The sequence below is a fragment of the Sinomonas sp. genome (genome assembly GCF_051955515.1).
Classification (GTDB): domain Bacteria; phylum Actinomycetota; class Actinomycetes; order Actinomycetales; family Micrococcaceae; genus Sinomonas.
In genome coordinates this window covers 1-14,610 of the sequence record NZ_JBQCGQ010000235.1, presented here as the reverse complement: position 1 = coordinate 14,610, position 14,610 = coordinate 1, and the positions used below count along the sequence as shown (strand labels likewise).

Annotated in this window: 15 protein-coding genes and 1 pseudogene; 10 read left to right on the top strand and 6 right to left on the bottom strand. The window is 67.4% G+C overall.

From position 1 onward, the window contains the following. The 4 genes and pseudogenes from ACTHL9_RS14040 to ACTHL9_RS14025 form a co-directional block, all read left to right on the top strand. A pseudogene (locus ACTHL9_RS14040) lies at positions 1–395 on the top strand (hypothetical protein); the annotation flags it as partial. Continuing rightward, on the top strand, positions 392–1,825 hold the full coding sequence (locus ACTHL9_RS14035) for a hypothetical protein (protein WP_440519909.1): 1,434 nt from the start codon (positions 392–394) through the stop codon (positions 1,823–1,825). The pseudogene ACTHL9_RS14040 and the gene ACTHL9_RS14035, both read left to right, overlap by 4 nt. After that, a complete protein-coding gene (locus ACTHL9_RS14030) occupies positions 1,800–2,123 on the top strand; it encodes a hypothetical protein (protein ID WP_440519908.1) in 324 nt (107 codons plus the stop codon). The genes ACTHL9_RS14035 and ACTHL9_RS14030 overlap by 26 nt, the downstream gene beginning before the upstream one ends. 6 nt (positions 2,124–2,129) lie before the next feature. Beyond that, positions 2,130–2,693, top strand: coding sequence for a hypothetical protein (locus tag ACTHL9_RS14025; RefSeq protein ID WP_440519907.1), 564 nt, complete (start codon positions 2,130–2,132; stop codon positions 2,691–2,693). Here ACTHL9_RS14025 and ACTHL9_RS14020 read toward each other — a convergent pair. The 6 genes from ACTHL9_RS14020 to ACTHL9_RS13995 form a co-directional block, all read right to left on the bottom strand. Further along, positions 2,626–3,459, bottom strand: a complete 834-nt coding sequence (locus ACTHL9_RS14020) for an aldo/keto reductase (protein ID WP_440519906.1) — start codon at positions 3,457–3,459, stop codon at positions 2,626–2,628. The genes ACTHL9_RS14025 and ACTHL9_RS14020 overlap by 68 nt on opposite strands. 9 nt (positions 3,460–3,468) lie before the next feature. Then, complete coding sequence (locus ACTHL9_RS14015) at positions 3,469–4,998, bottom strand: DHA2 family efflux MFS transporter permease subunit (protein WP_440519905.1); 1,530 nt, start codon at positions 4,996–4,998, stop codon at positions 3,469–3,471. Positions 4,999–5,070: 72 nt separating this feature from the next. Further along, positions 5,071–5,478 (bottom strand): ankyrin repeat domain-containing protein, encoded by a 408-nt coding sequence (locus tag ACTHL9_RS14010; protein ID WP_440519904.1) that lies wholly within the window; start codon positions 5,476–5,478, stop codon positions 5,071–5,073. A gap of 17 nt (positions 5,479–5,495) precedes the next feature. Next, the gene (gene ygfZ, locus ACTHL9_RS14005) at positions 5,496–6,623 is read right to left on the bottom strand and encodes a CAF17-like 4Fe-4S cluster assembly/insertion protein YgfZ (RefSeq protein WP_440519903.1); all 1,128 of its coding nucleotides are present in this window, start codon (positions 6,621–6,623) and stop codon (positions 5,496–5,498) included. Positions 6,624–6,684: 61 nt separating this feature from the next. Then, positions 6,685–7,314: an FABP family protein gene (locus tag ACTHL9_RS14000; protein WP_440519902.1), complete on the bottom strand. Its 630-nt coding sequence runs from the start codon at positions 7,312–7,314 to the stop codon at positions 6,685–6,687. A 144-nt stretch (positions 7,315–7,458) separates the two neighbouring features. After that, a complete protein-coding gene (locus ACTHL9_RS13995) occupies positions 7,459–8,205 on the bottom strand; it encodes a permease (RefSeq protein WP_440519901.1) in 747 nt (248 codons plus the stop codon). A gap of 89 nt (positions 8,206–8,294) precedes the next feature. Between ACTHL9_RS13995 and ACTHL9_RS13990 the strand changes: the two genes are divergently transcribed. The 6 genes from ACTHL9_RS13990 to ACTHL9_RS13965 form a co-directional block, all read left to right on the top strand. Continuing rightward, positions 8,295–8,990, top strand: a complete 696-nt coding sequence (locus tag ACTHL9_RS13990) for a winged helix-turn-helix transcriptional regulator (protein WP_440519900.1) — start codon at positions 8,295–8,297, stop codon at positions 8,988–8,990. 232 nt (positions 8,991–9,222) lie between these two features. Continuing rightward, entirely contained in the window at positions 9,223–10,206 is a 984-nt protein-coding gene (gene mshD, locus ACTHL9_RS13985; RefSeq protein WP_440519899.1) for a mycothiol synthase, read from the top strand. 105 nt (positions 10,207–10,311) lie between these two features. Then, positions 10,312–12,543 carry an RNA degradosome polyphosphate kinase gene (locus ACTHL9_RS13980; protein ID WP_440519910.1) on the top strand — a complete coding sequence of 744 codons (2,232 nt, stop codon included), beginning with the start codon at positions 10,312–10,314 and terminating at the stop codon, positions 12,541–12,543. Between the two features lie 2 nt (positions 12,544–12,545). Continuing rightward, a complete protein-coding gene (locus tag ACTHL9_RS13975; RefSeq protein WP_440519898.1) occupies positions 12,546–13,526 on the top strand; it encodes an NUDIX hydrolase in 981 nt (326 codons plus the stop codon). Between the two features lie 18 nt (positions 13,527–13,544). Then, positions 13,545–14,366, top strand: coding sequence for a thymidylate synthase (locus tag ACTHL9_RS13970; RefSeq protein ID WP_440519897.1), 822 nt, complete (start codon positions 13,545–13,547; stop codon positions 14,364–14,366). Next, the coding region (locus ACTHL9_RS13965; RefSeq protein WP_440519896.1) for a dihydrofolate reductase at positions 14,363–14,610 on the top strand (248 nt) is incomplete at its 3' end. The genes ACTHL9_RS13970 and ACTHL9_RS13965, both read left to right, overlap by 4 nt.

Sequence of the window (14,610 nt, the reverse complement as noted above, 5' to 3'; positions counted from 1 at the left end):
AATGGAACGTCGAGGCGCTGTTCTCGAAATTCGGCATGGACGGCCGGTGCGACCATCTGATCGAAGACTATTCCCATGGAATGCAGAAGAAGCTCCTGCTCAGTGGCGCCTTCCTGCTGGAGCGCAGGCTTACCGTCATCGACGAGACGCTCAACGGGATCGATCTCGATGCCGTCGAGATGTGCAAGGCAGAGTTCCATGACATGAGGGGTCGGGGGCAGAGTGTCCTGCTCTGCTCGCACGACTTCAGCCTGCTCGAGGAGGTCGCCGACCGTGTTCTCGTCCTGCGAGCAGGCAGGCTTCTTGCCAGTCTCGAGGTGGGCGCTGAGCTGGCAGGCGGAGGGAGGTTGAGCCACTCCGTCCGAGCGGCCCTGGATTGCGGGGAGTTCGCGTGAGCATCACCAGGATCCTCATCGTGGCGAAGCTGTTCTTCCGCTACTTCACACGCAAGGCGCTTTCGGTAGGAGTTCTCAGAAGCAGGCTCGCAAGGAGCCTGCTCGGCCTCAGCGCCGTCGCGGGGGTCACCCTCCTGAGCGCGGTCGCAGCGTCCGTCTTCCGCGAGATGATTCCCGGGAAGGGCGAACTGCTCCTCGTCATGCAGGTCTCCACGGCCGGGGTCGTCTTCTGGACCTTCATCGCCTTCATCTTCGTCAAGATCCTCTTCGTGAAGTCCGACCAGCTCGTGCGCTACACGCTGCTCCTTCCCGTGAGCCATCGCGAACGGTCGGCGGCCCTCAGGCTGTATGAGTTCTCGATGGTCGGCCTCAGTGTGGGCGTGCTCTTCCTGCCCATTGCGATCGCGTCTCTCATCAGGCTCGGAGCCGACGCGATCCCTGCGATGCTCACGGGCATCTTCATGACGGCAGTGAGTGCGTATCTGCTGCTCTCCGTCCTGCACAATCTTGTGGCACTCGCACTCGAGGCATTCGGAGGATCACGGCTCGTCCACACCGTGACTCTCTCCCTCATGGCCGCGGCGACGCTCTGGTACAACGGCGCTTCGTGGACCCTCATCCGGGACATCACCGGCGACTATCTGCAGGGCGGCGTCGGATTCCACCTGGTGAATCTGTTTCCCTTCCTGGGCGAGCGGGTGGGCTGGCCTCTGGCTACGGCGGCCTTTCTGGCCCTGGCTGCGGTTCTGACGGTCCTCGCCGCCTGCACCTCGCCCCGCACTTTCCCTCTTCCCCGTCGCTTCGTCCGGGTCCCCGTGCCGTTCGCCGGGCGATCCCTCTGGCCGATCGTCGCAGCGCTCACCCGCCGCTCGGAGTGGTGGATCGCTGTCGGTGTGGCCTACGTCGGCGCGATCATGCTCTGGCTGGATGGGGGCGCCGCCTTCGTCTACTCGGCGCTCATCCTCCTCTCACAGGGCGTCTACGTGCACGCGGCGGCAAGCCGATTGCGGCTCATGCCGGGCTACAGGAGGTCCGCGGGCAAGGAGGTCGCGCACATGCTCAGTGGACAGGCGATCGTCGTGGCCGTTTGCGCCCTCCCCATCTTTCTGCTCGCCGCCGTGCGCCCGGGCGCGCTTGGCGAGCTCCGCCCGGTGGGGCTCGCGCTGGTGAGCGGAGTCATCCTGACAACCCTCATCGCCATCGTGTTCGTCGCGGAGAACGACAGCCCGCTCGTCGTGTTCACCGGCTACGCCATCTGCATCGGGACGCTCGTCTCGGTCGGCGCGATGGTGGGCCTGCTCCAAGTACCCGGGCCGTGGCTCTGGTGTGCTGCCGGGTGCGCGCAAGTCCTCGCAATCGTCTACTCAGTGGCCGGCATGAAACAGATCATGAGGAGGAAACGTCATGAAGCGGCTGTTCCAGGTGCTTAATGCAGTGCTGGCCGGTTTCGTCGGAACACTCCTCCTCGCCACGGCGTCAATCCTCGTGCTCATGTTCTCGACACGGGAGCCCGGTAGGCGGGCAGTCGGCCTCTTCGGCGGCGTGTTCTTCCAGGCCGCCGACCGCTCCGACGGCTCGATGACCCTCGAGCTCGGGGTGGAGAACTGGACCGTCTTCGTGGCGCTGTGGCTAGTATTGTCGGCGTTGGTCTTCGTTTCGATGCTCATATTCGGCTGGCTCCGCCGCTATCGGGACGCCTTGGCCGCGAACAGGCCGGATCTGAAGTGAGCCGCAGTGATTCCAACGCTGCGCTTCGGCTTTGCGCTTGCCCTCCGTTACGGGTGGGTACTGGCCGCGCCAGCACTCTTTGTCGGTCTCGCTGCGTGGCTTGGCCTCGCCTACGGAGCGTGGGGGACGCTTCAGCTCGCGCTCCCCGTGATGCTCCATGCCTCAGCCGGGATGCTCGGATCGTACGTGGTCCATGAATCCGGGCACTTTGCCGCTCTGAGACGATGCCGCGGCATCACGGCCGTCTCGGTGGAGACGCGCGCACTTCGGCTCTCGCTCAAGCCCCGTGGCGCGATAGCTCCCGCAGAAGCACTCGCCGTCGCCCTCGCTGGCCCCCTCGCGTGTTTCGTCACCGGCGCCGTCCTCTGGGCCGCCGTCCCGCAGCCCGGCGTGGCGTGGTGGTACCTCGCGCACCTGATCCTCCTTGCCCCGTGGTGCGGCGACGGACAGGCAGCCGTGACCGCCCTTCGTCGCATGAGGCGGGATGGACGGGATCAGCGGCTCAGTGGCCGAAGCTCAGGGGATCGGCTGCAGCCGGGCCCGTCCCGTCGAGGGCGTCAAGGCTCTTGATCTCCTCGAGCGTGAGGTCGAAGTCGAACACCGCGAGGTTCGCTGCCAGGCGCTCGCGCGAAGCCGACTTGGGGATCGCCACAAGCCCTTGCTGAGTGTGCCAGCGCAACACCGCTTGCGCCCGCGTCACCCCGTGGGCCTCCGCCACGGCGGCCACGGCAGGCTCCGACAGGAGATCCTGGCCCCGACCGATCGGGCTATAGGACTCGGTCACGATCGCGTGGCCGCCGTGGAAGGCCCGGGCCTGATGCTGAACCCAGTACGGGCTCAGCTGGATCTGGTTGACATCCGGCCCCACGCCCGTCGAGGAGATGAGGTCCTCCAGATGCTGCGGAATGAAGTTGGAGACGCCGATTGAGCGGACCTTCCCCTCGTCGCGCAGCTCGAGGAGACCCTCCCACGCCTGGACGTAGGTGCCCTGATCAGGGTTCGGCCAGTGGATCAGGAACAGGTCGAGGTACTCGAGCCCGAGCCGACGCACGCTGTTCTCCCAGGCTTCACGCACGCCCTTGACGCTGTGCCATTCGCGGTTGAACTTCGTGGTGACGAAGACGTCCTCGCGGGGAACCCCCGAGCGCCGGATGCCGTCGCCGACGCCCTTCTCGTTCCGATAGTTCTCGGCCGTATCGACGTGCCGGTACCCCAGGTCGAAGGCCGTCTCGACGACGTGCGCAACCTCGGCATCGTCAAGCGGCCACGTGCCGAAGCCGATCTGGGGAATGCTATGACCGGACGCGAGCGTGATCAGCGGAGCGGTGGAAGTCATGCCCCCACCCTAAGGGCGCTCCGCCTCCTGCCGCGAGACGTCGTCGGCTGCTTGGCGTTCGGCGGCGGCCTGCGGTGCGCCAGCCGGCGCCTGCTTGATCTTCGCGAAGAAGAACGCGACGAGGCAGCCCAGCGCGATCACACAGGCGGGAAGGAGGACCGACTCGGCCATCGCCGTGGAGAACCCGCTCTGGAGGAACGACGGCAGCTGGCCTGCGGCGAGGGCGCTTCCATTCGTCGACCCTCCGCCTGGCCGGGCGGGAAGGTCTGCTGCGAGCCGGGCCTCGATGAGGGCCGCGATCGCGGAACTGCCCAGCACGCCGCCGATCTGGCGTGTCGTGTTGTAGATGCCCGAGCCGGCTCCGGCGAGCTGGGGCGGGAGGTTGCGCGTGGCGAGCGTGGCGAGCGGACCCCAGATTCCGGCGTTCGCCAGGCCGAGGACGGCCCCGGGGATGAGGAGCATCCAGATCGGCTGGTCCGGCGTGAGGAGCACGTAGTAGAGGAAGAGTGCCACGACGAAGAGGAACATGCCTCCGATGTTCATGACCTTGGCGTGGCCGCGGTCTACGAACTTCCCGGCCACCGGGGCGAGACCGCCGGATAGGACGGCCATCGGGATCATCATGAGGGCCGACTGGGTAGGAGTCATGCCCCGCACGAGCTGGTAGTAGAAGATGGTGGGCAGCCCGAACGACGTCACGGTGAAGCCGACGGTGGTGATGCCGAGGTTCGCAAGCGAGAAGTTCCGGTCGCGGAACAGTCCGAGCGGCACGAGCGGCTCGGCCTTGTTGAGGGCCTGCCAGACGACGAAGAGGACCATGACGACGATGCCGGAAATGATCAGGCCCCACACGCTGATCGGCCCCGTGATGGTGCCCCAGGAATAGGTCTGCCCTTCCTGGATTCCGAACACGATGAGGAACATCGCGATGCCGCTGAGGGCAACGCCGAGCCAGTCGAAGCGGTGGGCGTGGGTCTTGAGCGTGGGCACGAGCCGCCAGGCAAGGATGAAGCCCACGATCCCGACTGGGACGTTGATGAAGAACACCCACTCCCAGCCGAAGCCGTCCACGAGGAGGCCGCCGAGAATCGGGCCGACCAGCATGGCGACACCCGCAGTGGAGCCCCAGATGCTCATGGCGGCGCCGCGTCGGTCGGGCGGGAAGATGCGGGTGATGACCGCCATCGTCTGGGGAGTCATAAGGCCTGCCCCGAGCCCCTGCACCACGCGGGCAGCGATGAGCGAGGCGATGCTGCCCGAGAGGCCGCACCACAGGGAGGCGAGGGTGAAGATCACGAGGCCCGTGAGGTACATGTTCTTCGGGCCGAAGCGGTCGCCGAGGCGCCCCGTGATGAGCAGTGGCACCACATATGCGAGGAGGTAGGCGCTGGTCACCCAGATGACCTCGTTGATGTCAGCACCGATCCCGCGCATGATGGCCGGGTTCGCGACCGACACGATGGTCGTGTCGATGAGGATCATGAAGAACCCGATCACCAAGGACCAGAGGGCGGCCCAGGGCCGTTCTATCTTTTCCACCGGACTAGAGTCTCACTTCCTGAGGACAGGCACAGTCCGCAGGAGTCCGCCGCGAGGAATCCGAGACGAAGCTCACAGACTGAAGCGTTGGAGCAGCTCGTCCCGGCCGAACATCTGCGCGGCCTGACGGGCTGAGGGGGTGCCGGCGTCGGGGTCGGCACCGAGTTCGAGGAGCACGTCGACCACGTCGGTGTACCCCTTGAAGACGGCACCCGCGAGCGGCGTCTGGCCGCGGTCGTTGGGTGCCTGGACATCGGCGCCGTGCTCGCCGAGAAGGCGCACGACGCCCGCGTGGCCGTGGTAGGCCGCGAGCATGATGAGCGAATCGCCCGCCTGATTGGCGAGCGACGACGGCGCGCCCGCCTCGAGGTAGGCGCGCAGCGTGGCCTCGTCCCCGGCTCGGGCGGCGTCGAAGAGGCGGGACGCGAGCTCGACGACGTCGTCGTCCGGTCGGCCGGCTTCGGGCTGGGTCTCGGTCATGGCTTCTCCCTGATCGGTCACGGGTGGCGCAGGAGCCCCGCGGGCCGCTGGACAACCTGCCCGGCGTCTGGCGCGACAATCGTTTCCTGGGCAGCGGCGTACTCTTCGCCCTCCGCCTCGCCCTTCACCACAAGGGTCGCCGAGGGATCGGTGTTCCGCTTGACGACCGCGAGGGCCACCGGCCCCATCTCATAGTGCAGCGCCGCCGAGGTGATCCGCCCGACTTGCTTCGCGGCGCCGTCGTCCGTCCCGAGCATCACCGGGCTGCCGGTCGCAGGCAGGGTGTGCGCGGATCCGTCCAGCTGGAGCATGACGAGCCGCCGCGGGGGGTGGCCGAGGTTGTGCACGCGCGCGACCGTCTCTTGGCCCTTGTAGCAGCCCTTGGCGAGATGCACCGCGGTCCGGAGGAGGTCGAGCTCGTGGGGGATCGCCTTGTCATCGGTTTCGAACCCGGCGCGCGGCCGCCACGCGGCGATGCGCAGCGCGTCGGCGGCCATGGAGCCGGCGAGCCCGATCCCGTCGGCGTCCAGCAGTTCCGCGGCCTCCTCGAGCCGGTCCGCCGGCACCAGATGCTCGAACCATGGGCGCTCAAGACCCGGATGCCGGTCCTCGGGGACCACCGCGTAGCTGTAGCCGCCGCGCGCCACATGCGGCCAGGGATCCTGCCACACGGGGCCAGCACCGGGAAGGGCCGCAAGGGTGTCGAGTCGCCGGGTCGCCCCCAGAACTCCCCACGCCTCGCTCACGTTCGCCACCTCGACGCGGAGCATGAACCGCATCGAGTCGAGCCACACGGCCAGCCCTTCCGCCTCCGCGGCCTCGACGAGGAGCCAGGCCCGCTCGCCGTCGTCGACGATCCGTGCGTCGTACTCGATCCGCCCTTGGACGCTCAGCAGGAGCAGCTCGGCCGACTCCCCCGGCACGAGCCCCGAGACCTGCTGGGACGAGAGCGTGGTAAGCCACGTGAGGCGGTCAGGCCCGGCGACGGTCACTACCCCGCGGAACGAGAGGTCGACGGCGGCACGGCCTTCCGCGAGGGTGCGCTGCTCGCGCATGGGGTCGCCGTAGTGCGCGGCCACGCCGGAATCGGCGCCGGCCGCTGCGACCGCCCCAGGGCGGGAGAGGAGGGGGGAAACGAAGCTCATAGAAGCCTTAACGTCGAACAGGTGCGATTCAGTCCGGGAGTCACTCAGGTCAGTCCCGACGTCACTCGGTGGGCTGCTGGTGGTTCTCCGGCGGCGCCACGCGACGCAGAATCGCCGAGGCGTGAGGCGCAAGGGGGTTTCCGCCCGAGGCGACGTCCCAGCGCCAGAACAGGTCGCCGTTGACCAGCCCGAAGATCCTGGTGGCCGCCGAATAGTCACGGCTGTGGGCGCCGCGGAGCACCGCATCCGTGCTCAGGTGGATCTGCGGCCCCTTGATCTGCCCGTAGTAGAGCTCCGAAATCCCGCCCGGATGCAGGACGCTCACCACAATGTCGAACCCGCCGTCGGTGTTCCTGAGGGATTCGACCTCGTCGGCCGACTTGTAGGCGGGGACGATGTCCGCGGGCGAGAGGCCCGGGCCGCCGTCCGCGTCCTGAAGCGGCCGGTCCAGCTGCCAGAATCCCGTCTCGACGGAGAGCGGCCTCAGGCGTGTCCCGTTCTCGTCGCAGAGCCAGCTCTCGGCGGTGTATTCGAGATAGGGGAAGCCGTGGTGGGCGAACGTGACGTGCTGCCCGAAGTGCTCATCGCCGGCTTCCCCCGCGCCGAGACGCCCGCGCCCTTCCCACTCGCCGATCAGCCACGACAGTGGGACCAGTTCGGGAGTGAGTCCTGTGGGGATCTCGATGGGCACAGCGGGCTCCGCGTCAGCGCTGGCCGCGGAAGAGGCCGAGGATGGCGTAGACGGCGAACCACGCCATGGAGATGCCGGCAATGACAAGGAGGACGAGGAACAGGATTTCCCAGGCAAGAACAGACATAGCGCCCATCGTAGCTCCTAATAGATAAGGAGCTTGTCGATGAAGTAGGCGAGCGAACCCACGGCAAGGACGGGCCCGAGAGCAAGCGCCACAAGGCCCGTTCTGGGCATGGGCCGGGAGCGCGTCCGGTTCAGACGGCGCACCGCGGCCAGGACCGCTCCGATGAGGGCGCCCGTCGCTGTGGCAGGAATCACGGCGATGTCGGTGAGGACCAGGGCCGCGAGCGGCGCCGCGAGGCCAGCGAAGACGATGGCCAGAGGCGCAACGATCGTGTCCGGCCAGTTGATGGCGCCCACGAGCAGGGCGACGGCCGTGCTGATGCCCGCCACGAGCAGCATCGAACCCATGCCGGTGAACCGGGCCGTGGCGATCCAGCCGGCGCCGAGGCTGCACAGGAGCACGCCCGCGCTCGCGCCGAGGGTGGACTCGAGGCGGTGGCTCTGCCCGGTGCCGCGCAGGAGCTGCACCACGATGACTGCGATGATGCCCACCGCGACGACGGCGGGAGTCCACTCGAGGTACTCGGGTCCGTTGACGGCGGCGGCAGAGAGGCCGGCGGCGGCGCCCGCGAGCGCGAGGATGATGCCGTTGGTCCGCTTCGCCGGGATTCCGAGGAATGTGGGCCAGCACAACCCGGCGGCTATGGAGAGGACGACGGCGACAGCGGCTTGGGCGAAAGGCCCGCCGAGGCTGGACGCCACGAGGGCGGCTGTTCCTACAACGCCGATGCCTGCAGCCGCCGCGCCGCCGATCCACGTCTTCACCCTGTCATCCTTTCACAGGCGTCCCCGTATAATCGTCCGCAACAGAACGACCTGCCCGACGCTGTGCAGCCTGCTCTTCGGGAGGACCCATGTCGCACATCCTGCTGCTGACCAACAGCCGAGGCTCTTCGGTCGAGGTCCTTCCTGCCCTCGAACTTCTGAATCATCAGGTTCACATCCTGCCCGCCGAGCCCACCGCCCTGCTCGACGCAGACCCGGCCGACGTCGTCTTCCTCGACGCACGGAAAGATCTCGTCGGGGCGCGTTCCCTGACTCAGCTCCTCAAGGCCACCGGGCTCAGCTCTCCCCTTCTGCTCATCCTCACGGAGGGCGGGATGGCGGCGGTCTCCGCCGCCTGGGCCGTGGATGACATCGTGCTCGAATCCGCCGGGCCCGCCGAGATCGAGGCCCGCATCCGGCTGGCGATCTCGCGCACGGCGCACGTCGAGGAGCCCGAGACGGAGATCCGCGCCGCCGGCGTGGTGATCGACGAAGCGAGCTACACCGCCAGGGTCAACGGCGAGGCGCTCAACCTCACCTTCAAGGAATTCGAGCTCCTGAAGTATCTCGCGCAGCATCCGGGCCGGGTCTTCACGCGCCAGCAGCTGCTCACCGAGGTGTGGGGCTACGACTACTACGGGGGCACGCGCACGGTCGACGTCCACGTCCGGCGACTGCGCGCCAAGCTCGGCCCCGACCACGAGGGCCTCATCGGGACGGTGCGCAATGTGGGCTACCGGCTCACGCTCACCCGCCTCACCGAGGACGAACTCAGCGACGCCTGAGGATGCGCTTTGCCGAGGATCTGCAGAAGAAGGGCCCCGCATCCATGTGGATGAGGGGCCCTTCTCTGTCTCCCTGAGAACCTCTCTGGAGAACATGCTCTGTGGAGGACATACGGGTCGAACGTATCGAGGCCACCCCACTGGTGGATCCCCCTCGTTGCGGCCTGCCCGGCCGCGGGTTCCCCACTTTACACAAGCGCGTCCGGGCGGGCAAAACCGCTAGCCTAGCTTCATGACGAGCGCATACCCCCAGGACTGGCCCGCCATGGTCGTCGAAGGCCGCGTTCCCCGCGCCCTGTGGTCCGAGATCGAAGGCCTCCTGACGGCCGCCGAGGAATCGGACGGCAACCCCTCACTGTCCGAGCAGACCACGGTTCTCATGCGCTCGCCGGAGACGCGATCCGAGGAGATCCTCACCGTCGCCGTCCACGCCCTGGATGACACCTCGGGTTCGTCGGCTCCGGAAGACCTTGCCGGAGTGGCCGCGATCGCGTTCCAGCCGGATGGCTCGGGCATCGTGGAGCTCGCCGTGCACCCGACGTACCGGAATCAGGGCGTCGGCGTCCGCCTCATCGAGGCGATCAGGGAGCTCCGCGGGTCGGACGGTGGCCTGGAGTTGACGGCGTGGTCTCACGGCAACCATGAGGCCGCGGCCGAGCTCGCAGCGATCTACGGCTACACGCCGCTCCGGGAGCTGTGGAAGATGGTGCTCGTGAGGCACGCCGAGGGGCCGGCGCCCACGCTGCCCGAGGGAGTCCGGATCCGGACATTCGAGCCGGGCTTCGACGAGGTGGCCTGGCTGGCAGCGAACCACGCGGCGTTCGCGCACCACCCCGAACAGGGCGCGCTGCGGCGCAGTGACCTCGAGGCGCGGATGGCCGAGCCGTGGTTCGATCCGGAGGGGTTCTTCCTCGCGGTGGACGACGACGACAGCATCCTCGGCTTCCACTGGACGAAGGTGCACCCAGCCCACGGGGAGCACAAGGCGGTCGGCGAGGTGTACGTCGTCGGCGTCGTCCCGTCGGCGCAGGGCCGGGGGCTGGGGCTCGCGCTCACCCGGGTGGGCATCGACTACCTGCACGGCAAGGGGCTCAAGACCGTGATGCTGTACACGGACGCGGACAACGAGGCCGCCGTCGCGCTCTATCGGAAGCTCGGCTTCACCCTGTGGGACAAGGATATGCTCTACGGTCCGGCGGCTCCGGCGACTGTGTAGGCTGGATCCGGATGACCTGAGAGCTCCTGCGGAGGAACAGTGACCGAAGCCCAAAACCAGAGCCCTGCAGCACTGGCGCCGCAGAATGCAGACCTTGCCGTCGCCGTGTCCACGCGGCCGGCTCCGCGACAGGGCAGTGCCACCCCTGTCTTCGGATCATCCGAGGTCCCCGCCTCGCGGGCCACCGAGGATCGCATCGACATCCCGCAGTTCTCGCCGAGCCCGTCTCCCGAGGGCGAGATCGGCCCCGACCGCTTCCTGGACCGCGAGCTCAGCTGGCTCGCGTTCAACGCCAGGGTCCTCGAACTCGCGGAAGACCCCGACCTCTTCCTCCTCGAGCGCGTCAACTTCCTCTCGATCTTCGCCTCGAACCTCGACGAGTTCTTCATGGTGCGCGTGGCCGGGCTCAAGCGGCGCATCGCCACTGGCCTCGCGGTTCCCTCCGCGGCCGGGCTGAGCCCGCACGAGGTCCTCGACCGGATCTCGGTCGAGGCCCATGAGCTCCAAGAGCGCCATTGCCGCGTCTTCAACGAGCAGATCCGGCCCGCGCTGGCCGAGGCGAACATTCAGCTCGTGGCGTGGGAGGACCTCGGGGACGACGAGCACGAGCGGCTGAGTTCGCTGTTCGCCGAACAGGTCTTCCCGATCCTCACGCCGCTCGCCGTGGACCCGGCGCACCCCTTCCCCTACATCTCGGGGCTCTCGCTCAACCTCGCGGTGGTGGTGCGCAACCCGGTCAGCGACAAGGACCTGTTCGCGCGCCTCAAGGTGCCCGACCAGCTCCCCCGGCTCATCTCCGTCGACGGCCCACGCGCCGGGAACGTCCCCGGCCGGCTTGCCCGCTTCATCCCGCTCGAGGACCTCATCGCAGTGCACCTCGACCAGCTGGTCCCGGGCATGGAGGTCGTGGAGCACCACACGTTCCGCGTCACGCGCAACGAGGACCTCGAGGTCGAGGAAGACGACGCCGAGAACCTCCTGCAGGCCCTCGAGAAGGAACTCCTCCGGCGCCGGTTCGGCCCGCCGGTACGCCTCGAGGTGACCACGGACATCAACCCGAACATCCGCGCGCTGCTCGTGCGGGAGCTCGGGGTCGACGAGCCCGAGGTGTACTCGCTTCCGGGGCCGCTGGACCTGCGCGGCCTCTCGGTGATCAGCAGCATCGACCGGCCGGAGCTGCACTACCCGAAGCATCTTGCCCATACGTCGCGCTTCCTCAATGAGTCCGAGACCGCAAAGGCCGCGAATGTCTTCGCCGCGATGCGCCGCCGGGACATCCTCCTCCATCACCCCTACGACTCGTTCTCGACGTCTGTCCAGGCGTTCCTCGAGCAGGCTGCGGCGGATCCCAAGGTCCAGGCCATCAAGCAGACGCTGTACAGGACCTCGGGTGACTCTCCCATCGTCGACGCCCTCATCGACGCGGCCGAGGCCGGCAAGCAGGTCCTCGCGCTCGTGGAGATCAAGGCGCGATTCGACGAGCAGGCGAACATCTCGTGGGCGCGCAAGCTCGAGGAGGCCGGCGTGCACGTGGTGTACGGCATCGTCGGACTCAAAACCCACTGCAAGCTCTCCCTCGTGGTGCGCCAGGAGAACGACGGCCTGCGCCGCTACTGCCACATCGGAACGGGCAACTACCACCCCCGCACTGCCCGCTACTACGAAGACCTCGGCCTCCTCACGTGCGACGAGCAGGTCGGCGAGGACCTCTCGAAGCTGTTCAACCAGCTCTCGGGCTACGCCCCCAAGTCGACGTTCAAACGACTCCTCGTCGCCCCGCGCTCGGTGCGCTCGGGGCTCATCGACCGGATCGAGACGGAGATCAAGAATGCCCGCGCGGGGCTACGGGCCCGCGTGATCATCAAGGTCAACTCGATGGTGGACGAGGCCATCATCGATTCCCTCTATCGCGCCTCGCAGGCCGGGGTGAAGGTGGACATCATCGTCCGCGGGATCTGCTCGCTGCGGCCCGGCGTCCCGGGCCTGAGCGACAACATCACGGTGCGCTCGATCCTCGGGCGCTTCCTCGAGCATTCCCGGGTGTTCGCGTTTGCGAACGGCGGGAGCCCGGTGGTCTACATCGGTTCGGCGGACATGATGCACCGGAATCTGGATCGGCGCGTCGAGGCGCTCGTCCAGCTGCGGAACCGAGAGGACATCAACGACCTCATCTCGTTGTTGGACCGCTACCTCGACAACAGTACGTCGAGTTGGCACCTCGACGAGACCGGTACGTGGACTCGGCACCACCTCGATGCCGAAGGGCGGCCTCTTCAGGACATCCAGTCCTGGCTCCTGGCCTCGCGGACGCGCCAGCGAACCGCGACCATGCGGTGACGATGGCGGATCAACCCCGTCTCGACGACGACCTCGCGGAACAGTCCGGAGAAGCTGTCGCGGTCTATGCCGCCGGAGCGATTCCGTGGAGGATCCGGCAAGGCGTCCTTGAGGTGCTCCTGATCCACCGTCCGCGCTACGACGACTGGTCGTGGCCGAAGGGGAAGCTCGATCGCGGCGAGACGATGCCCGAATGCGCGGTCCGCGAGGTCCGCGAGGAGGTCGGCGTCGAGGGCCGCCTGGGCATCCCACTCCCTGCCACGAGCTATCGGGTCGCGGCAGGTCTCAAGCTCGTCCATTACTGGGCGCTCAAGGTGCCCAAGTCCGCCGTCGTCCGCCCTGACGGCTCCGAGGTCGACACGACGCATTGGTGCGACGTCGAAGAAGCCGCAACCCTCCTGTCCAACCCCACGGACGTCCTTCCGCTCCGCTGGCTTGCCGAAGCCCACCGTCGGGGCGAGCTCGACACGCGCCCGATCATCCTCCTGCGGCATGCGAAGGCGAAGCCCCGCGCCTCGTGGACCAAAGCGGAGGGAGACCGCACCTTGGCGGCGTCCGGTGTTCGCCAAGCGGCCGCCGTCGGACGCCTGCTCATGGTGTGGCGGCCGGAGCGCGTGGTGACGAGCCCTTGGCGGCGCTGCGTCGACACTGTGCGCCCCTACCTCTCCACTGCCCGCGGCGAGGTCAAGGTGAGGGTCAACGAGAAGCTCACCGAGGCCTCGCATTCGAGACGCCCGGAAAAGGCGGCGGCGATCGTCCCGGCACTCTTCGACAAGCGGAAGAGCGCCGTGATCTGCACTCACCGGCCGGTGCTTCCGACGCTCCTGGCCGAATTCGCCGCCCGCTGCGAGCCCGGGGTGGAGAGCGAACTCCCGGCAGAAGATCCCTACTTGGCCCCGGGCGAGATGCTCGTCTTCCATGTGGCGGTCGATGGCCCGGCGCGGATCATCGCGGCAGAGCAGCTGAAACCCTTCGACGACTAGCGAGGCTAGGCTAGGCCTATGCCAATCCCGACTCCGTACGAAGACCTGCTCAGTGATGTCTTCAAGCACGGGACCTATAAGCCTGACCGCACGGGCACCGGCACGCGAAGCGTGTTCGGCCGGCAGATCCGTTTTGATCTGGCCGACGGCTTTCCCCTGATCACCACCAAGCGGGTCCATTTCAAATCCGTGGCCGTCGAATTGCTGTGGTTTCTCCGGGGCGACTCGAATGTGAATTGGCTGCAGGACCAGGGCGTGAGCATCTGGGACGAATGGGCGGACCGGGACGGCGAACTTGGTCCTGTCTATGGCGTGCAGTGGCGCTCGTGGCCCACGCCGGACGGGCAGCACATCGACCAGATCTCGCAGGTCATGGAATCACTGCGGAGCAATCCGGATTCGCGGCGGCACATCGTCTCGGCCTGGAATGTTGCCGAGGTGTCGAAGATGGCGCTTCCGCCCTGCCACGCGTTCTTCCAGTTCTATGTGGAACCAGGGCACGACGGTGCGCCCGGGAAGCTCTCGTGCCAGCTGTACCAGCGAAGCGCCGATATGTTCCTCGGCGTGCCCTTCAACATCGCGTCCTATTCCCTGCTGACGTGCATGATGGCCGAGCAGCTCGGCCTCGAGCCGGGCGAATTCATCTGGACCGGCGGCGATTGCCATATCTACAGCAATCATTTCGAGCAGGTCCGGGCGCAGCTGAGCCGGGATGCGCGGAGCTACCCGAAGCTGAAGATCAATCGCAGGCCGGCAAGCATTTTCGACTACGAATTCTCGGACTTCGAGATCCTCGAGTACAACCCGCATCCCGCGATCAAGGCCCCGGTCGCCGTATGAGCAGCGTGGGGCTGATCTGGGCGCAATCGAAAGACGGCGTCATCGGGGATCACGGTGGCATGCCGTGGCACGTTCCCGAGGACCTTGCCCATTTCGCGGTGTTGACGAAGGGCCACCCCGTGGTGATGGGGCGCAAGACGTGGGACTCCATCCCGCCCCGATACCGGCCGTTCTCGGAGCGGACCAACATCGTGGTGACCCGGCAGGTTGGCTGGGAGGCGGAGGGCGCCGTCGTCGTCCATTC